The organism is Amycolatopsis sp. cg9, from assembly GCF_041346945.1.
Taxonomy (GTDB): domain Bacteria; phylum Actinomycetota; class Actinomycetes; order Mycobacteriales; family Pseudonocardiaceae; genus Amycolatopsis.
Genome location: NZ_CP166850.1, coordinates 7,039,236 through 7,056,944 on the forward strand (window position 1 = coordinate 7,039,236; position 17,709 = coordinate 7,056,944).

Consider the following 17,709-nt stretch of genomic DNA (forward strand, 5'->3'; position numbering starts at 1 on the left):
GGTGGAGAGCGAGCCGGGTGACGGGAGTGTGGCGACGATGGTGGCGAACACGCGGAAACCGGCCGGGCCGCATCGGCGGATCCCCGCGCAGGACAGCCTGTGGCTGGCCCTGGACCGGCCGGAGAACCTGATGGTGGTCACCTCCGTGCTGTGGACGAAGACCCCGGTCGACCCGGCGCGGCTGCGGTCGCTGGTGTCGGACCGGCTGCTCGCGCGCTACTCGGTGTACCTGCAGCGGCCCGTCCGGCACGGGACCTCGGTCGCTTGGGAGACCGACGCCGGCTTCGACCTCGGCAACCACGTCGTGGAACAGGACTTGCCCGCGGGCCGGGCGGCGCTGGAGGAGTTCGTCGCGGCGCGGCGGAGCACCCCGCTCGACCCGGAACATCCACTGTGGACCATCGACCTGCTGCGGGGTTACCGCGGCGGCAGCGCGCTCGTCGTTCGCACGCACCACGCGATGGCCGACGGGATCCGCCTGACGCAGGTGCTGTTCAGCCTCCTGGACCCGGCCGGCGGGGAAACCGCGCCGCACGCGAAGGTCGGCGGGGCCGCACCGCACCGGGAAGCCGTCGCCCAGCCCGTGGTCCGCCTCGGTGCGACGCTGCTGCGCGCGCTCGGCGACACCGGCGCCAAGGCGCAGCGGCAGGCGGCCCGCGTGCACCCGGTGCTGGAGACCGCGGTGGCACTGCCGGTGCTGGGCGCGACCGCGGCCGTCGGCGCGACGGGAGCCGTCGCCGGGTTCCTGGCCGCGGCGCTGGACGGCGGCCCGCGCAGCGCGGTCGACGCGGTCGCCGGCGCGGCGACCACCGTCTGGCACAGCGCGACCGGGACCGCGGACCTGCTCGGCCCGTCCACGGCCGCCGGGCTGTGGGACGGGGAGCCGGGCGTCGAGAAGACCGCCGCCTGGGGCGAGCCGATCCCGCTGGCCGAGCTGGCGCGGATCGGGCACGAGACCGGGACGACGGTCAACGACGTCTGCACCGCCCTCGTCGCCGGCGCGCTCGACCGGTACTTCACCGCGCACGGCACCGCGCGCCCGGGCCCGTCCGACCTCGGCTGGCTCATCCCGGTCAGCCTGTCCTCCTTCGACGACGAGCTGCCCTCGACGCTGGGCAACCACTTCTCGCTGGTGCTGGCCCAGCTGCCGCTCGGCCGCCGGACGTTCGCCGAGCGCCTCGCCGAGGTGCACCGCCGGGTCGCCCGGATCCGCGACTCGTTCGAGCCGGTGCTGACCTTCGGGGTGCAGTACGCGATCGCGCAGAGCCCGGCGCCGCTCGGGATGGCGATGAGCCGGTTCTTCGCGGGCAAGGCCGTCGGGGTCCTGACCAACGTCCCCGGCCCGCGCGCGCCGATGACGCTGGCGGGTGCCCCGGTCGAGGGCATCGTCGGCTGGGCGCCGTGCAGCGGGCGGCAGGCGATCACGATCTGCATCTTCAGCTACGCGGGCCAGGTGCGCTTCGGCTTCGGCACGGACCGGAAGCTGATCCCGGACCCGGAGACGCTGGTCGCCGGGCTGGCCGCGGAGTTCGCCGCGGCCCGGTAGCCGGACCGGCCGCCGGGCCGCCCCGGCTCACCCGGCCGCGGCGAGCAGCGCCAGGACTTCCCGCTCGATCGCCTTCGCCAGCACCTCGGTCTCCGGCACGCTGTCGGCGTCCGCGGTGATCCCGAACGTGACCCGCCCGGCGTAGCTGAGCATCGCCACCCCGGTCCGCACCCGCAGCGCGATCGGCACGTACGGGTAGATCTCGACGATCCGCCGCCCGGCCGCGGACAGCTGCTCGGCCGGGCCGCGCACGTTGGTCGTCACGGTGACGATGTTGCGCTGCGGCAGGTGCGCGGCGGCGCGGATCGCCCAGGCGACCGGCGCGAACGGCTCCTGCGCGGCGGTCGCGGTGAGCAGCGCGCCCGCGTCCGCCTCCTTGCCCGCCTTCAGCGCGCTCAGGCGGCGGTGCACGCGGACGAGCCGCTGGATCGGGTCGGCGAGGTCGACCGGGAGCAGCGGCAGCAGCAGCGAGACCTCGTTGTCCAGCGCGGTCCCGGTGCGCACGGACACCGGGACGAGCGAGCGCACGCTGTCCGCGGCCGGGATTTCCCCGCGGTGCAGCAGGAGTTCGCGGAACCCGCCGGTGACCGCGGCCAGCAGGACGTCGTTCACGGTGACCTCGCAGGTCCTGGCGACGGCCTTGACGTCGGCCAGCGACACCGAGGCGGTCGCGTACCGCCGGTTCCGCCCGAGCGGCCCGGTCAGCGGCGTCCGGGACACGGGCAGCAGCGCCGAAGTCATCGCGGCCAGCCCGCGCGCGGCGTCGCTCACCCGGCGCGCCAGCCGGTTCGGGTGCAGCAGCTCGCCGGCGAGCGCGCGCGCCTGGTCCCACGGGTTGCGCAGCAGCGTGCCGGCCGCGTCCAGCAGCAGCCGGGCCGAGCCGGGATCGGGCGCCGCCTCGCGCCGTGCCGGCGTGCCGGGCGGGGTGTCCCCGAAGAGGATCGTCTGCAGCCGGGTCGCCGCGAGGCCGTCCGCCAGCGCGTGGTGCAGCTTCGACAGGATCGCCCAGCGCCCGTCCGGCAGGCCTTCGATGACCCAGAACTCCCACAGCGGCCGGTCCCGCTCGAGGCGCTCACCCATGAGCAGCGCGACGAGGTCGCAGAGCGCCGCCTCGTCGTGCGGCGGCGGGAGGGCGATCCGGCCGAAGTGGGCGGCGGGGTCGAACGCCGGGTCGTCGACCCAGGCCGGCGGCCCGAGGTCGAACGGCACCGTGCGGACCTTCTGGTGGTAGCGCGGAATCCCGGCCACCCGCGCGAGCACGGCCGCCACGAACTGGTCCTGGCCGGGGGCGGGCCCCTCGGCGATGGCGATCGACGCGATGGCGAGGGACGAGCTGGGATCTTCGTCCTCGATCTCGAGGAAGGCGGCGTCGAGCTGGCTGAGCCGGTCCATGACGTCCTCTCAGTGCGCGATGTCGACGACCACCCGGCGGATCGCGTCCCGGGGATCCAGCTGGCTGAAGACGCGGAAGGGCAGCTTCGCGGCGACGCCGACGGCGAACGTGCTCTGGCCTTCGAAGGAGCCGGCGAACCGCACGGCCCGCAGGGACGGCCACCCCGGGGTGGCCACCAGGGTGTCGCCGGTCGCGGCGAGCACCCGGCCGGGCTGGTGCCCCGAGCCGTCGGTGCCGAGCGCGGGCGCCCGCACGACGACCTCCAGGGCCGCGCCGCCGGGAACCGGCACCGGGTCGCCCTTCGGGTCGGCGGCGACGACCGGGACGTAGCCGACCGCGTACCCGGCTTCCGCCGGGCCGTTGACGTCGAAGACCACGCGGTCGAAGCAGGCGTGGCGGCCGGCCCGGACCAGGTACAGCGCGTCCCGGCTCATCGTGTCGGAGCGCGCTTCCGTGCCCCAGCCCGAGGTCGCCGCGCAGGACGGCGTGGCGGGCGGCGGGGTCGCCGGGCGCGGGGACGCCGTGGTCGTGCCCGGCGCGGAAGCGGCCGTCGTCGCGGTGCCCGGCACCGTGGCGGCCGCCGTGGTGCTGCCCGGTGCCGGTGCCGCGCCTCGGTCGCTCCCGCAGCCGGCGAGGCCCAGCCCGCACACCAGGGTCACGACGACCACCTTCGCCCGCATGGTCAGCTCGCTCGCGTCAGCGCGTCGCGCCGGCGTTCGTACTCCTCCTGGTCGATCTCGCCGCGCGCGAACCGCTCGTCGAGGATCCGGCGGGCGGCGTCGCCCGGCGCCGGCGGCTGCGGTGCCCGGCGGACGAGGACGACGACGAGGGCGACCAGCGCGGCCAGCACGAGCGCCATCAGCACGAGCATGCCGACGCCGCCGAACCAGCCCATCGTTCCGGGGTTTTGCCAGTACGGCATGACGGGCTCCTTCGCCTAGTGTGCCTGGAAGTGCTTCGGGGGAGCCTCGAGCGGCTGCAGCACGTCGGCCAGGTCGCGCCGCGGCGTGGCCGGCAGCGGGTCGGCGTTGGCGGGCGCCCAGCCGATGCGCAGCACCATCTGCGGGAACGACCCGCCGGTGACCTTTTCGGTCACGGACTCGCGGACGTCGGCGATCTCCAGCGGCTCGGTGAGCGGGCACGAGGACAGGCCGAAGGCGGTGGCGGTCAGCAGGACCGCGCTCGTGGCCTCGCCCGCGCGCAGCCGCGACATCCGGTCGTCCGAGGCGGTGCTCAGCACCAGCAGCACGGTCTCGTCGTCCTCGGCGTCGGCGTCGGCCGGCTGGGCCAGCATCGGGTCGGCGAACGGCCGCCCCCGCAGCGCCCCGGGAGTGTCGTCCGGGGCCGGGGTGTTGCGCGACGGGACTCCGTCGGGAGCGACGTGGCGGCCGCTCCAGGCCGCGAGTTCGGTGCGGTAGGCGGGGTCGGCGGCGTGGCGGAACCAGGCCTCTTCGATCGCGGTCGCCAGGTGGTAGCGGGCGGAGTTCCCGGCCGCCTGCAGCACGGTGCCCTCGTGCGCGGCTGCCTTGGCCATCTCCTCGACGTGCCCGCGCGGCACGGTCCAGGAGCTGTGGCGGCGGCGGTCGGTGCGCCGGCGCGGGATCGCCGCGGCCATCGCGACCTCGTCCTGCGACGGCTCGTGCCGGCGCAGGGTGACGGCCGCGAGGTGGTCGGGTTCGTCCGGGTTCGGCAGCCGGTGCACTTCGGCGGTCCAGCCGAGGGCGGCGAAGCCGACGCGGAGGTGGTGCAGCGCGGCGCCGCAGCTCAGCAGCAGGTCCCGGCCGTCCGGGTCGGTCTCGCGCAGCAGCCGGTCCTGGTCGGCGTACAGGTGCAGCGAGCTGTCCCCGATCCGCCAGTACCACGGCTGGGAGTTGTGCACCGACGGCGCGCGGACCGCCATGGCCACCGCGGTCCTGACGGTGAGCTCGTCCGGGAGTCCTCGGTCCATCATCGTCCTGCCTCGCGATCGGAGTCGGTTTCCGCTGCCGGTTCGACCCTCGCACCGCGGCCGTCCTCGCCGGCAGGGCCGGAATGCCTCTCGGCCGGGGACTTTCGGTGCTCAGGCACGAGGGACGCCACGGCCCGCGTGATCGACTCCCGCGGCTGCCCCGTGGTCGTGAGCGGGTGCGCCTCGGGCCACGGGTCGGCGTCGGCGGCCATCCGGTGCGCGATCTGCGGGGTGGCGTCGGAGAGGTCGGGTGTCCGGGTGGCGATCCGGTCCGCCGCAACGGTTTCCGGCACCTCGCACCGCACGGCCAGCACCGGGCTGCCGGTGCGCCCGGCGGCGTCGGCGGCGAGCCGCCGGTGCCGGGCGGCCGACCAGGACGCGTCGAGCACGACGGTCTCCCCGAGCGCCAGCAGCGCGCCCGCCCGGCGGGTGAGCTCGGCGTAGGTCGCGTCGGTGTGCCGGCTGTCGTACAGGCCCTGCCGGTAGCCCTCGGCGGGCCGCGGGGCCGGCGTCAGCCCGGCGAGCTCCTTGCGCAGCCGGTCCGACCGCAGGAGGGTCGCGCCGAGCCGGTCGGCGAGGCCGCCGGCGATCGTGGACTTGCCGGTGCCGGGGGCGCCGCCGACGAGGACCAGCCGGACGCGGCCGAGCCGGAGGTGCCGCAGCGCGATTCCGGCGTGGTCGCGGGCGAGTTCCGCGGCCTCGGTCTCGCCCTGCGCCGAGCGCAGGCAGGCGACCTTGACCCGCACGAAGGCGCGGTAGGCGAGGTAGTGGTGCAGCAGCGCCGGGGGAGCGGGGTCGCCGGAGAACTCCCGGTAGGCGGCGACGAGCTGCGCGGCCGGCTCCGGGGCGCCGAGCCGTTCGAGGTCCATCGCGAGGAAGGCGACGTCGTCGAGGACGTCGACGTGCCGGAGGTGGTCGTCGAACTCCAGGCAGTCGAGCACGCGGGGGCCGTCTTCGAGGCAGAAGATGTCGTCGGCGAGCAGGTCGCCGTGGCCGTCGACGACGTGGCCGTCGGCGATCCGGCGGTCGAACAGGGCCTCGCGGCCGGCGAGGAACTCTTCGGCGAGTTCTTCGATCTCGAGCGCGGTGGTCGGGTCGAGCACGGCGCCGTGGAAGGGCCGGACCTGCGCGAAGCTGTCGCGCCACCGGGCGCGGACGGCGTCCCGGGTCTCGTCGGCGTCGATCGCGGGGCCGCGTTCGGCCCGCGCGTGGAAGGCGGCGAGCCGCCGGGCCAGCGCGCGGATCGTCACGGCCAGCGGGACGCCGCGACGGACCAAAGTGGACAGCCGGCGGCCTTCGGGCAGCCGGCGCATGACGACGAGGTGGTCGCACACCGAGCCGTCCGGCCCGGTGACGTCGGAGACGCCGAGGTAGACGTCCGGCGCCAGCCGCCGGTTCAGCTCCACCTCGCGGTGGCACACCCGCTCGCGGGTCTCGCGCGCGGAGAAGTCCAGGAAACCGAGGTCGACCGGCTTCTTGAGCTTGTAGGCGCGGTCTCCGAGGAGGAAGACGACGCCGATGTGGGTCTCGTGCACGGCGGCCCAGGGGGTGTCCATGTTCCGAGGCTCCGCGCGCGGCGGGCCGCGCCGAAGGGCGTTAGGTCCCCGGCCGGGCGCCGGAAGTCCCCGGTCGAGGACGAAAGTCACCGCGAGCCGGGACCGCGGGCACCTGTCCCGGCGCCCGGGAGCGCCCAGGCTGGACCGGCGAGCGCGAAAGGAGCGTGACGTGGGCGAACCGGCGATCGTGGTCGAGGACCTCCGGGTCCGCCGCGGCGGGCAGGAGGTCCTGCGCGGCATCGGGTGCGCGGTCCGGCGGGGCACGGTGACCGGGCTGCTCGGCCCCAACGGCTGCGGCAAGAGCACGCTGATGCGCTCCGTCGTCGGTGTCCAGGTCGTCGAGTCGGGTGCGGTGACCGTGCTCGGGCGGCCCGCCGGCGACCCGGACCTGCGGCGCCGGATCGGCTACGCGACCCAGGAGCCGGCGATCTACGCGGACCTCACGGTGCTCGAGGCCCTGCGCTACTTCGCCGCGGTGCTCGGCGCGCGTCCGTCCGACGTGGACCGGGTGGTCGCGGAGACCGGCCTCGGGTCCTCGGCCCGCACACTGGTCGGCCGGCTCTCCGGCGGCCAGCGCGGCCGGGCCAACTTGGCCGTCGCGCTGCTCGGCACCCCCGAACTGCTGGTGCTCGACGAGCCGACCGTCGGCTCCGACCCGGAACTGCGCGACGAGCTGTGGACGCTCTTCCACGGCCTGGCCGCCACCGGCGTCACCCTGCTGATCTCCAGCCACGTCATGGACGAGGCCGCCCGCTGTGACGAACTCCTGCTGCTGCACCGGGGAAAGCTGCTGGCCGGGGCCACTCCGGACGCCTTGCGGGAGCGGACCGGCGCGCCCGATCTCGAGCAGGCGTTCCTGCGGCTGATCAGGGCGCGGGAAGGAGCGAAGGGATGAGCGCCGCGATCACCTTCGCCACCACCCGCCGGATCCTCACCCAGCTGCGCCACGACCCGCGCACCGTCGCGCTCATCATCGGCGTGCCCAGCCTGCTGATGATCCTGCTGCGCTACGTGCTGAACTCCGAGCAGCGCTTCAGCGGGATCGCCCCGGCGCTGCTCGGCATCTTCCCGTTCACGATCATGTTCCTGCTCACCTCGATCACCACCCTGCGCGAACGCACTACGGGGACGTTCGAACGCCTGATGACGCTGCCGATCGGCAAGCTCGACCTGCTCTTCGGCTACGCGCTGGCGTTCGGGCTGCTGGCCACCCTCCAGGTGCTGGTCGCCGCCGGGATCTCCCTGACCTGGCTCGGCCTCGACATCGCCGGGTCGGTCTGGACGTTGCTGCTCGTGGTCGTGCTGGACGCGCTCCTGGGCACCGCGCTCGGGCTGTTCGTCAGCGCGTTCGCCCGCACGGAGTTCCAGGCGATCCAGTTCCTCCCGGTGTTCGTGCTGCCGCAGTTCCTGCTGTGCGGCCTGTTCGTCCCGCGCGACTCGATGGGCTGGCTGCTCACCGCGGTCTCCGACGTCCTGCCGCTGTCCTACGCGGTGGACGCCCTCACCCACGTGACCCGCTCGCCCACGATCGACGGCACCCTGGTCCGCAACGTGGCGATCATCGCGGGCTGCGCGATCGTGGCCCTGCTCCTGGGCGCGGCCACCCTGCGCCGCCGGACGCCCTGAACCCCGGCGGAGCTGTCGCCCGCCGGGACCTCGCGCCTCAGGTGGTCAACGACCGCTGCAGCCGCAGCGACGCGAATCCCAGCAGCAGCACCGCGAACGCGCCGAGCACCCCGAGCGGCGCCAGGATGTCGCCGAGGCCGCCGCCGCGGGCCAGCAGCGTCGTCCACGCGTCCACCGCCCAGGCGTGCGGGGTCAGGTGGCCCAGCTCGCGCACCGCGTCCGGCACGATCTCCAGCGGCCACATGCAGCCGCCGAGCATGCCGAACGCGACGCCGGTCGTCGGGCCGAGCGCCGAAGCCTGCTCCGGCGTGCGGAACAGGGTGCCGCCGAACATCCCGGCGCCGGTGCCCACGACCGCCCACACGACGGTCAGCACGGCGGCGGCGAGCGGGTTGCCCCAGCCCACCCCGAACAGCACCGCGCCGGCGGTGACGATCAGCGCCGACTGCAGCAGCGCGAGCGCGAGGTAGCAGAGCGACTCGCCGAGCACGATCTCCCGGGCGTGGACGGGCGCGGCCAGCACCCGGGTGTGGATGCCGAGCTGCCGCGTCTGCACCATCAGCGCCCCGGCGGCCAGCGAATTGACGAAGACGAACAGCACGAGCATCGTCGGGGCGCTGGAGCCGAACCCGCCGGGCAGGGCCTCGCCGGTGCCGTTCACCACCTCGCCGCGCACCACCACCGGCGGCAGCGTGGCGTCGAGCGCGCGGGCGAGCGGCAGCCGCTCGGACAGGGTGCCGCCGGCCGCCACCGCGGCGAAGCCGGCCGCCTGGACCGCCGCCGCGTGCCGGGCGACGCCGGCCGACACCGCCTGCCACGCGCCTTGCGCGGGCCCGGTCGTCGCCGCGACGAGCAGGGGGAGCTCGGCGGAGCGGCCGGCGGCGAGCGCGGCGTCGAACCCGGCGGGGACCAGCAGGACGGCGTCGACCTCGTTGCGCCGCAAGGCGTCACGGGCGGCTTCTTCGGTGGCGAACGTGCTCGCGCGCAGCCCTTCGGTGCGGCCCAAGGTCTCGACGAGCCCGGTGGCGAGCGGGCCCGGCGCGGCGGCGACACCGACCCGCGGGGTGGCCGGGCCACCGACGGTCGCGCCGATCACCAGGATCACCACCAGCGGCAGCAGGACCATGAAGAACGCGGCGACGCGGTCGCGCAGCATCCGCTTGAGCGAGGCGGCCGCGATGGTGAGGACGGTCATCCGCGCACCGCCCGGCGGTGGAGGACGCCGGCCGCGGTGGCCAGCACCGCGCAGAACGCCAGGATCGCCAGCACGGGCACCACGACCGCGCCCGCGCCGGCGCCCCCGGCCAGGTCGGTGAAGGCGCGCAACGCCCACCCGTTCGGGGTGGCCAGCGCCACCCGGCGCAGGAACTCCGGCGCCGTGCCCAGCGACACGAAGTTCCCGCCGACGAGCACCAGCCCGAACGCGAGGATCGCGGAGAGCTCGTCGGCCTGGCGCTCGGTGCGGGACACCGCGATCACGAACGCGGTCAGGCACACCACGCTCAGCGCGACGGCGGCGACGAGCACGGCCACCGCGACCGGCGGTCCCCAGTCGGCGCCGAACACCAGTGAGGTGACCGCGCAGACCGTGCCCAGGCTGGCGGCGCTGTAGCCGAAGGTCGCGAGTGACTTGCCGGCGAGCACCGTGAACGGGCCCACCGGCGCGACGGCGATGCGGTCGAGGGTGCCGTCCCGCTGTTCGAGGAAGTACCCGCGGGCCCCGAACCCGATGGCGAAGAGCACGAAGAACAGCCCCATGGCCGGCCCGTAGTACTCGACCCCGCTGATCGACCGGGTCCCGGCGGCCCGGCGGATCACCTGCTCGGGCAGGCGCAGCGCCGCCGCCCGGGCGGCGAGGTCGCCGGGCGGCGCGCCCGCGGCGGCCGCGGTCGCGACCGCGAGCCGGCCGGCGGCCAGCCGGGCGGCGAACGCCTCGGCGACCGAACGGGTGACCTGCCCGGCCAGCGGACTGTCCACAGTGGTCAAGACGGTGACCGGGCGGCCCCCGGCCGCGGCGGAGAACCCGGCCGGGATCACCACGGCCGCGCCGAGTTCGCCGCGGTCGACCCGGCCCCGGGCGTCGGAAGCGCCGGTGACCGGCTTGACGGTGAGCACCGTGCCCACTTCCGGGCCGGCCAGGAGCGCGGTCAAGGCGCTCGCGAGCGCCCCGTGGTCCTCGTCCACCACCGCGATGTCGGCGTGGAACGCTTCCGTGCCACCGAAGGCGAAGCTGATCAGCCCGGCGATCGCGACCGGGGCCAGGAAACCCAGCGCCCAGGCGGACCGGTCGCGCGCCCGCTGGCGCAGGTCCTTGGCGGCGATGACGAAGGCGGCCCGCACGGTCAGTCCCGCAGGGCGGTGCCGGTGAGGTGCAGGAACACCGCTTCGAGGTCCGGCTCGGTCACTTCGGCGGAGCGGATGCCGGCCCCGGCGCGTTCGGCGGCCGCCAGCACCGCGGGCAGCAGCCTGCCGCCGTCCGGCCCGACCAGGTGGACCTCGGTCCCGGTGACGTCGGCGCGCTCGACCCCGGGCAGCTCCCGGCACAGCGCCGCGAACGCGGCGAGGTCGCCGGCCGCGGAGAGGGTGATCCGGTCCCGTTCGCCGAGCCGGGCCACCAGCTCGCGGCGGGTGCCTTCCGCGATCAGCCTGCCGCGGTCGACGATCCCGACCCGGTCGCAGAGCCGCTCGGCCTCCGTCATGTCGTGCGTGGTGTACAGCACCGCCATCCCGGCGGAGCCGAACCGCCGCACGCTCTCCATGATCGCGTGGCGGCTCTGCGGGTCGACGCCCACGGTCGGCTCGTCGAGCACCAGCAGGGTCGGGCGGTGCAGCAGGCCGGCGCCGATGTTGAGCCGCCGCCGCATCCCCCCCGGAGAACGACTGGACCTTGTCCCGCGCGCGGCCGGTGAGCCCGATCAGGTCCAGGACCTCGTCGACGCGCTCGCGCAGGAGCCGGCCCCGCAACCGGTACAGCCGGCCGAAGAAGGCGAGGTTCTCGCGCGCGGTCAGATCCGGGTACAGCGCGACTTCTTGCGGCACGTAGCCGATCCGGCCCCGCCCCGCGGTCGAGGCCGGGCTCACCGGGATCCCGCCGACCAGCACCCGGCCGGCGTCCGGCCGCAGCAGGCCGCAGACGAGGCGGATGGTGGTGGTCTTGCCCGCGCCGTTCGGGCCGAGCAGTCCGTAGGTCTCCCCGGCCGCGACGGTGAACGCCACGTCGTCGACCGCGACCCGGTCGCCGAACCGCTTGCCCAGCCCGGTCACGGCCAGCACGTCGGCGGTCGCGGCGCGGAGCGGGGGCGGTGCCTGCTGCGTCATCGGCCCAGCATCGGCGGGCGGGCCGCGCCCCGGCAGGGTCCAAGGTCCGCGGGGCCGGGGACCGACGGACCTGGTGGCCCGGTGGGGCGCGGCCGAGACTCGGCCCGGACGCGCGAAGGAGGTGCCGCCGTGCCGGAGCCCGGCAGCCGTGCCAGCGTGTCCGCGGTCCTGCGGATCCGGCCGTTCCGGCGGCTGTGGCTGGTCCTCGCGGTCTCTTCGGTCGGGGACTGGCTGGGCTTGCTCGCGACGTCCGCCTTCGCCGCCGGCCGGTTCAGCAGCCCCGTCGCCCAGGGCGCGGCCTTCGGCGGGGTGATCGCCGTGCGGCTGCTGCCCGCGCTGGTGCTCGGCCCGCTGGCCGGGGTCCTGGTGGACCGGTTCGACCGGCGCCGCACCATGATCGTCTGCGACGTCCTGAGGTTCGCGCTCTTCGCCTCGATCCCGGCCGTCGGGCTGGTGAGCGGGCCGGGCCCGGCGGTCGGCTGGGCCGCGGCCGCGACGTTCCTGATCGAGGCCCTCGCCATGGTGTGGTCGCCGGCGCGGGACGCCGCGGTGCCCAACCTGGTCCCGCGCGCGCACCTGGAGGCGGCCAACCGGTTGTCCCTGGCGACCACCTACGGCGTCACACCGGTGGTGGCGGCGCTGGTCATGGCGGGACTGGGCGGCCTGGCGCACCTCGCGGACCCGGTCACCGTCGCGCTGTACCTGAACGCGCTCACGTTCCTGGTGAACGCCGGCGTCCTCGCCACGGCGGTCCCGGAACTGAGCGGACGTCCCCACCCGGCCGCCCATCCCGGGATCCGGCGCGAGCTCGGCGAAGCGTGGCGGTTCGTCCTGCGGACCGCCTTCGTCCGCGGGCTGGTCGCGGGCATCCTCGTCGCCTTCGGCGGGGCCGGCGTCGTGATCGGTGCCATCCAGCGGTTCGCCGCGTCCGTCCATGGCGGCGGCGCCGCGTTCCCGCTCCTGTTCGCGGCGTTGTTCGCCGGGATGGCCCTCGGCGTCGCCGCCGGTCCCGCGCTGGCGCACGTCCTCCCGCACCGGCGCTGGTTCGCGGTGGCCCTCGTGGTCGCCGGCGGCTCGGTCGCGCTGCTGGCGCTGGCCCCGGACCCGGTGACGGCGGCGGCCGCGTGCGTGGGCACCGGAGCCGGCGCCGGGCTGGCCTTCCTGGTGGGCTGGACGCTGCTGGGTGGCGAGGTCGGCGACGACATCCGGGGCCGGGTGTTCGCGTTCGTCGAGGCGGGCGGCCGGATCGCGCTGCTCGTGGCGATCGCCGTCTCGAGCGTTCTCTCGGGACTCGGGGACCCGGTGCGCGGTGTCCCGGCCATCCGGTTCGTGCTGCTCGGCGCCGGGGCCGCCGTCCTGCTCGCCGGGTGGGCCGGGCTGCGGCCAGGTGACGAAAGTCCTCCGGCCCGAGGACGAACGACGACATCCCGGGACGCCCGCGGAACCGTAGCGTCGGGACGCGGCGCGAAACGCCACCGGCGTTGCCGCTGTGCGACGCGGACCGATGGAGCGTGATTCCCCTGGTGACCGATATCGACCGTGAATACGGGTTGCTGTGCGGACTGACCGGCTACCTGGCGGAGGTGAGCGCCGCTGTCGGCGTGGGGGCGGAGTCCTGCACGGTGGACGTCGACGCTCCCGTGTCGGCCTACATCGCGCTGGACGCGCGGCTGGGCCGTTGTCCCGACCGCGACACGGCGCTGCTGTGGGACGAGCGGTACGGCTGGTCGCTGGCGATGGAGACGCGGTCCGGCGAGGACCTGCTGGTGCTCGCCTACCTCGGGCGCGAGCTGGTACCCCGGCCCGCCCGGGTCCGCGATTTCGTGGCCGCCATCCGGTCGCACGGCGGCCCGGTGACCGCGCCGGTACCGCCGGACCTCGGGAGCGCCTCGGCCGATGTGCCGTCCCTGCTGACGCGGTACCGCCGGGACTCCTGGACCGCCGGCGGGTCGTTCCTGCCTCCGGTGGGCTGACCGGAACGTCCACGCTGGCGGGAGCGCGCCGGACCGCACCGCGGGAGGGGCTACCGCGCCGATCCCGGCCCGGCCGGCCCCCGCCGGCCCGAAGCGTGCGTGCCGAGGACGGTGCGGAGGCGGCCGGCGGCGTGTTCCGGCGTCACGGTCGTCACCGGGACCCCGGTCGCGAGCTCGAGCCCGGCGGGGATCTCCAGCCGGGGGACCAGCTGGAGCGACCAGGCGAGGAACGGCGCGGTCTCGTAGCCCGCCGGCGCCGTCCGCACGACGATGTTGTAGGCCGGATCGTCCAGCTCGGCGCGCAGCGCGGCCGAAACCGCACGCAGGCAGCGCGCCGCGGCGTGGACCTCCCCGGCGGGAGCGGTGGCGAAGTCGGGCCGGGCGGTGCGGGGCACGATCCGGACCTCGTAGGCGGCGATCGGCGCGAACGGGGCGTAGGCGACCACGTCGTCGTCGGCGAACACGATCCGCTTCCCGTCGCTCAGCGCCGCTTCGAGCAGCTCGTCGGCGAGCCGGCGGCCGTGGCCGGCGTGGTGCGCGCGGGCGGTGTCCAGCTCGCGGCGGGTGGCCGCGGACAGCACCGGCAGGCCCGCCACCTGCGAATGCGGGTGGGCCAGGGAGATCCCGGCCGCGTGGCCGTGGTTGCGGAACACGACGACCTGGGCGGCCGAGGGGCGCAGCGCGCGGTGCCGGTGCTGCCAGGCACCGAGCACGTCGGCCGCTTCCCGGTCGGTCCCGGTGGCCAGGTCCCAGTCGTGCCGCGGGGACTCGATGACGATCTCGTGCCGGTCCGAGAGCGCGTAGCGGTTCGGGACCGCGCGCACCCGCCAGCCGGTCTCCCCGCCGGCCAGCCGCCACGTCTCGGGTGGGGTGTCTTCGGCCGGTCCGGGGCAGAACGGGCACGTGGCTCCGGCCGCGCTGTGGGGGCGGCTCCGGCGGCCGGGGGCGAGGACGGTCCAGTCCTCGCTCTCGGCGTTCCAGCGCAGCTCCCCGCCGTGCCAGGGCCGGGCCTTCACGACTGGTCCCGCAGGAACGCCGTCCGGCATTGGCGTGAGCAGAAGCGGTAGCGGTGACCGTCCCGCACCTCCGTCGGCGTTCCGGGACCGGGCGGGGTCGTGAGGCCGCAGACGGGGTCGCGGTGGTCGGAGCGGGTCATCAGCGCACCGGGCGGGTCGCCGTGCGCGAGACCGTCCAGCAGCGTCAGCTCGTCGAGCAGGAGCCGGGGGAGGAGGAAGTGCCGGCGGACGCGCTCGCGGCCGGCCGCGGCCAGCGCCGCCGACCGCCCAGGATCGCGCAGCAGGTCCAGGAGCGATTGCGCGCACCCGGCGGTGGAATCGACCAGGATCCCGCCCGCGTCGTCGGCGACCTGCAGCGGGATGCCGCCGGTCCGTCCGGCGACGACCGGGGTGCCCTTCCACAGCGCCTCGGACACGACGAGCCCGAACCCCTCCCGGATGGACTTCTGGATCATCACCGAGGAGAACCGCTGGAAGGCGTTGACCTCGACGTTGCCGACGCCGGTCAGGTTGGTGAAGACGTGGATGTCCGGGTCCGTGCGGCTGGCTTCGCCGATCCGGCGGTAGACGTCCCACCCTTCGGGGTCGTCGAGCGCCATGGACCCGACCAGGGCCAGCTGGAGGCCGGGCACTTCGGGCCGCACCAGCCGGAACGCCTCGATCACGCCCAGCGGGTCCTTCCACGGGTCGAAGCGGGACACCTGAGTGACGAGCGGGCGGTCGGGCTCGATGCCGATCCAGTTGAGCACGGCGTGCGCGGTCCGGTCGTCCAGCGACATGTTCTTGGGGCTGAGCGGGTCGATCGCCGGGCTGATGATGTCGGCCCGGCCGGGGGACAGGCTCGGCGGCACGAAGCCGGCCATGGTGAACACGGTCGCGTCGTAGCCTTCGACGAACTTGCCGAGGTGGTCCCAAGCACCCGGCGCCGGCTGGGAGGTGTCGATGTGGCAGCGCCACACCGACTTCCCGCCGCGGAAGTCCGCGAAGGACAGCACGGCGGCGGGCTGCGGGTCGTGCACGAACACGAAGTCGCACCCGGCGAAGTCCGGATCGGCCGAGAGCTGCTCGGCGTTGCGGCGCGAGGTTTCTTCGTACCGGCGGATTTCGGCGTCGGTGATCGGTTCCTTTCCGCCCTGCAGCGCGTTGTGGAGCTTCTTCGTCACGGCGAAGAAGGCCGGCTCGCCGCTGATGATCTTCCACGTCGCCCGTACGCCGAGGTCGTTGTAGAGCGGCACCGCCGACCGCAGCAGCTCGGACACCCCACCGCCGTACGGCGTGGCGCTCAGGTGGACGACGCGGGCCCCGCGGAGCCGTTCCGCGACGGCGAGGAGGGGTTCCACGATCCAGTCCGGCGCGACCTTCCGGTACGCGGAGACGGAGAGCTCACCGATGTCGACCGTTTGCATCCCGGACCTCTCCCTCGGCGGGCGGGGTTCCAGCGTCGGCCCGCCGGCGCCGGTGCCGCCAGGGCCCAAAGTCACCGGAACCGCGGCCCGCGACGGCCGCAAGACCCCGGGAGCACGGGACGGGTTGCCCCGCGCCGGGTTACGTCGTGCTCTCCGGTACCCGCGCCTGCGGAGGCGATGCTGGGCGCACCCCCGATCCGGCGACGAGGAAGGCGAGGACGATGGACACGAGGACGCGACTCACCCGGCTGCGGCACACACTCCTGCCCGGCCGGGGCACGGTGGCCCGTGCCTCGGACCGGATCCAGGCGGCCCTGCTGGGGTTCGTGCTGCTGCTGTCGATGGGCGCGGCGGCGGTCGCGGTCCTGTTCGGTATCGGTTTCCACGCCGGCGCGGCGGCCCGGGCCGGTGAGCAGCTGGCTTCGCGCTACACCGCGACGGCGGTCCTGCTGGCCGACGGCCCCACCCCGGCCGCGGCCGGGCCCGGTGGCGTCCCGGGGGAGTCCGGCCCGGCGGCCGCGACCTGGACGACCCGCGACGGCGAGCGGCGCACCGGCGTGGTGGCCGCGCCGCCGGGCACGGTCGCCGGCAACGAGGTGCCGATCTGGCTGGACGCCGCGGGTTCGCCGGTCGAGCGCCCCGGCACGCCGGAGTCGGCGCTCGTCGATTCCGTGGTGATCGCGGCGGGCCTGTGGGCGGGCGCGGTGTCCCTCCTGTGGCTGGCCTACCGCGCGGTTGTGCTGGTGCTGAACCGCTTCCGCCTCGCCGGCTGGCAGCGGGAGTGGGCGGACCTGCAGGCCCGCCGTACCCGGCGTGGTGACCAAAGTCCCGCGGGCTCGTGACCGGAGGCCACAGTTCGCCGGGGACGGCTGCGTGATCCTCGGGCACACCATCCTCGAAGGAGCGCACATGAAGGCAGCCGTCGTCACCGACTTCTCGTCCCCGCTGGAACTGCGGGAGGTCCCGATCCCGGAGCCCGGGCCGCGGCAGCTGCTGGTGCGGCTGGAGACCTGCGGGATCTGCCACACCGACATCCACGCGGCCCGCGGCGACTGGCCGGTCAAGCCGCCGCTGCCGCTGATCCCGGGCCACGAGGGCGTCGGGATCGTCGAACGGGTCGGCGCGGGCGTACCGGCCGGCCGGATCGGGCAGCGGGTTGCCCTGCCGTGGCTCGGATCCGCCTGTGGTGAGTGCGGCTTCTGCGTCTCCGGCTGGGAAACGTTGTGCGAGTCGCAGCAGAACACGGGCTACTCGATCGACGGCGGCTACGCGGAATACGCCGTCGCCGACGCGCACTACGCGGTACCGGTACCCGACGGCGTCCCGCCGCTCGAGGCGTCGCCGCTGACGTGCGCGGGCGTGACGACGTACAAGGCCGTGAAGGTCGGCAACGTCCGCCCGGCGGACCGCGTCGCGGTGTTCGGCGTCGGCGGCCTCGGGCACCTGGCGATCCAGTACGCCCGCATCGCCGGCGGCTTCGTCACGGCGGTCGACATCGAGCCGGGGAAACTGGACCTGGCCCGCGAACTCGGCGCCGACGAGGTGGTCGACGCGAAGTCGGCGGACCCGGTCGCCGCCATCCAGGCCCGGGGCGGCGCCGACGTCGCGATCGTGCTCGCGGCCGCGCCGAGCGCGTTCGAGCAGGCGCTGGGCTCCCTGCGCCGCGGTGGCCGCCTGGTGTGCGTCGGGATCCCGGCGGGCGGCGTCCTGCCGGTCCCGATCTTCGAAGCGGTGATCAAGGGCATCTCGGTGCTCGGTTCGATCGTCGGCACGCGCAAGGACCTGGCGGAGGTGTTCGCCCTGCACGCGGCCGGCCGCACCACGGTGACGGCGCAGACCCGGAAGCTGGAGGACGTCAACGACGCGTTCGAGGAGGTCCTGGCCAACCGCGTCCCGGCCCGCCTGGTGATCGAGTACTGATCCCCGC

At 75.3% G+C, this 17,709-nt stretch carries 17 protein-coding genes and 1 pseudogene; 7 read left to right on the plus strand and 11 right to left on the minus strand.

What is annotated here, in order from left to right; all coding sequences use genetic code 11:
• Window positions 1–37: 37 nt before the first annotated feature.
• The gene (locus tag AB5J73_RS32850; RefSeq protein ID WP_370962608.1) at window positions 38–1,546 is read left to right on the plus strand and encodes a WS/DGAT domain-containing protein; all 1,509 of its coding nucleotides are present in this window, start codon (window positions 38–40) and stop codon (window positions 1,544–1,546) included.
• A 27-nt stretch (window positions 1,547–1,573) separates the two neighbouring features.
• Here AB5J73_RS32850 and AB5J73_RS32855 read toward each other — a convergent pair whose 3' ends face one another.
• Genes AB5J73_RS32855 through AB5J73_RS32875 form a run of 5 tightly spaced genes read right to left on the minus strand, consistent with a single transcriptional unit; the run spans window position 1,574 to window position 6,443 of the window.
• Entirely contained in the window at window positions 1,574–2,938 is a 1,365-nt protein-coding gene (locus AB5J73_RS32855) for a wax ester/triacylglycerol synthase family O-acyltransferase (protein ID WP_370962610.1), read from the minus strand.
• A gap of 9 nt (window positions 2,939–2,947) precedes the next feature.
• Window positions 2,948–3,619 (minus strand): hypothetical protein, encoded by a 672-nt coding sequence (locus AB5J73_RS32860; protein WP_370962612.1) that lies wholly within the window; start codon window positions 3,617–3,619, stop codon window positions 2,948–2,950.
• A gap of 2 nt (window positions 3,620–3,621) precedes the next feature.
• On the minus strand, window positions 3,622–3,861 hold the full coding sequence (locus tag AB5J73_RS32865; RefSeq protein WP_370962613.1) for an SHOCT domain-containing protein: 240 nt from the start codon (window positions 3,859–3,861) through the stop codon (window positions 3,622–3,624).
• 15 nt (window positions 3,862–3,876) lie between these two features.
• Window positions 3,877–4,887 carry an NAD(P)H nitroreductase gene (locus AB5J73_RS32870; protein WP_370962614.1) on the minus strand — a complete coding sequence of 337 codons (1,011 nt, stop codon included), beginning with the start codon at window positions 4,885–4,887 and terminating at the stop codon, window positions 3,877–3,879.
• Window positions 4,887–6,443 carry an AAA family ATPase gene (locus tag AB5J73_RS32875; RefSeq protein ID WP_370962616.1) on the minus strand — a complete coding sequence of 519 codons (1,557 nt, stop codon included), beginning with the start codon at window positions 6,441–6,443 and terminating at the stop codon, window positions 4,887–4,889. Before AB5J73_RS32875 ends, AB5J73_RS32870 begins: the two co-directional genes overlap by 1 nt.
• A gap of 169 nt (window positions 6,444–6,612) precedes the next feature.
• On the opposite strand from AB5J73_RS32875, the gene AB5J73_RS32880 reads away from it, so the two are divergent.
• Window positions 6,613–7,338, plus strand: coding sequence for an ABC transporter ATP-binding protein (locus AB5J73_RS32880; protein ID WP_370962617.1), 726 nt, complete (start codon window positions 6,613–6,615; stop codon window positions 7,336–7,338).
• Window positions 7,335–8,069, plus strand: coding sequence for an ABC transporter permease (locus AB5J73_RS32885; protein ID WP_370962618.1), 735 nt, complete (start codon window positions 7,335–7,337; stop codon window positions 8,067–8,069). The genes AB5J73_RS32880 and AB5J73_RS32885 overlap by 4 nt, the downstream gene beginning before the upstream one ends.
• 37 nt (window positions 8,070–8,106) lie before the next feature.
• On the opposite strand, the gene AB5J73_RS32890 is transcribed toward AB5J73_RS32885, so the two are convergent.
• The 4 genes and pseudogenes from AB5J73_RS32890 to AB5J73_RS32905 all read right to left on the minus strand — a co-directional run.
• On the minus strand, window positions 8,107–9,264 hold the full coding sequence (locus tag AB5J73_RS32890; RefSeq protein WP_370962619.1) for an ABC transporter permease: 1,158 nt from the start codon (window positions 9,262–9,264) through the stop codon (window positions 8,107–8,109).
• The gene (locus tag AB5J73_RS32895) at window positions 9,261–10,409 is read right to left on the minus strand and encodes an ABC transporter permease (protein WP_370973409.1); all 1,149 of its coding nucleotides are present in this window, start codon (window positions 10,407–10,409) and stop codon (window positions 9,261–9,263) included. Before AB5J73_RS32895 ends, AB5J73_RS32890 begins: the two co-directional genes overlap by 4 nt.
• A 2-nt stretch (window positions 10,410–10,411) precedes the next feature.
• Window positions 10,412–10,933 (minus strand): AAA family ATPase, encoded by a 522-nt coding sequence (locus tag AB5J73_RS32900; protein WP_370973410.1) that lies wholly within the window; start codon window positions 10,931–10,933, stop codon window positions 10,412–10,414.
• A gap of 55 nt (window positions 10,934–10,988) precedes the next feature.
• Window positions 10,989–11,387 (minus strand): annotated as a pseudogene (locus AB5J73_RS32905) (ATP-binding cassette domain-containing protein); the annotation flags it as partial.
• A gap of 129 nt (window positions 11,388–11,516) precedes the next feature.
• Between AB5J73_RS32905 and AB5J73_RS32910 the strand changes: the two are divergent.
• Together AB5J73_RS32910 and AB5J73_RS32915 are read left to right on the plus strand one after the other, a co-directional pair.
• Complete coding sequence (locus AB5J73_RS32910; RefSeq protein ID WP_370962620.1) at window positions 11,517–12,902, plus strand: MFS transporter; 1,386 nt, start codon at window positions 11,517–11,519, stop codon at window positions 12,900–12,902.
• An 8-nt stretch (window positions 12,903–12,910) separates the two neighbouring features.
• A complete protein-coding gene (locus AB5J73_RS32915; protein ID WP_370962621.1) occupies window positions 12,911–13,360 on the plus strand; it encodes a DUF6292 family protein in 450 nt (149 codons plus the stop codon).
• A 50-nt stretch (window positions 13,361–13,410) separates the two neighbouring features.
• Here AB5J73_RS32915 and AB5J73_RS32920 read toward each other — a convergent pair whose 3' ends face one another.
• Together AB5J73_RS32920 and AB5J73_RS32925 are read right to left on the minus strand one after the other, a co-directional pair.
• Window positions 13,411–14,376, minus strand: a complete 966-nt coding sequence (locus AB5J73_RS32920) for a galactose-1-phosphate uridylyltransferase (protein ID WP_370962622.1) — start codon at window positions 14,374–14,376, stop codon at window positions 13,411–13,413.
• Window positions 14,373–15,782 carry a glycosyltransferase gene (locus tag AB5J73_RS32925; protein WP_370962623.1) on the minus strand — a complete coding sequence of 470 codons (1,410 nt, stop codon included), beginning with the start codon at window positions 15,780–15,782 and terminating at the stop codon, window positions 14,373–14,375. Before AB5J73_RS32925 ends, AB5J73_RS32920 begins: the two co-directional genes overlap by 4 nt.
• A gap of 221 nt (window positions 15,783–16,003) precedes the next feature.
• Between AB5J73_RS32925 and AB5J73_RS32930 the strand changes: the two genes are divergently transcribed.
• On the plus strand, window positions 16,004–16,624 hold the full coding sequence (locus AB5J73_RS32930; protein WP_370962624.1) for a hypothetical protein: 621 nt from the start codon (window positions 16,004–16,006) through the stop codon (window positions 16,622–16,624).
• Between the two features lie 67 nt (window positions 16,625–16,691).
• Window positions 16,692–17,702: an alcohol dehydrogenase catalytic domain-containing protein gene (locus tag AB5J73_RS32935; RefSeq protein ID WP_370962625.1), complete on the plus strand. Its 1,011-nt coding sequence runs from the start codon at window positions 16,692–16,694 to the stop codon at window positions 17,700–17,702.
• Window positions 17,703–17,709: the final 7 nt, after the last annotated feature.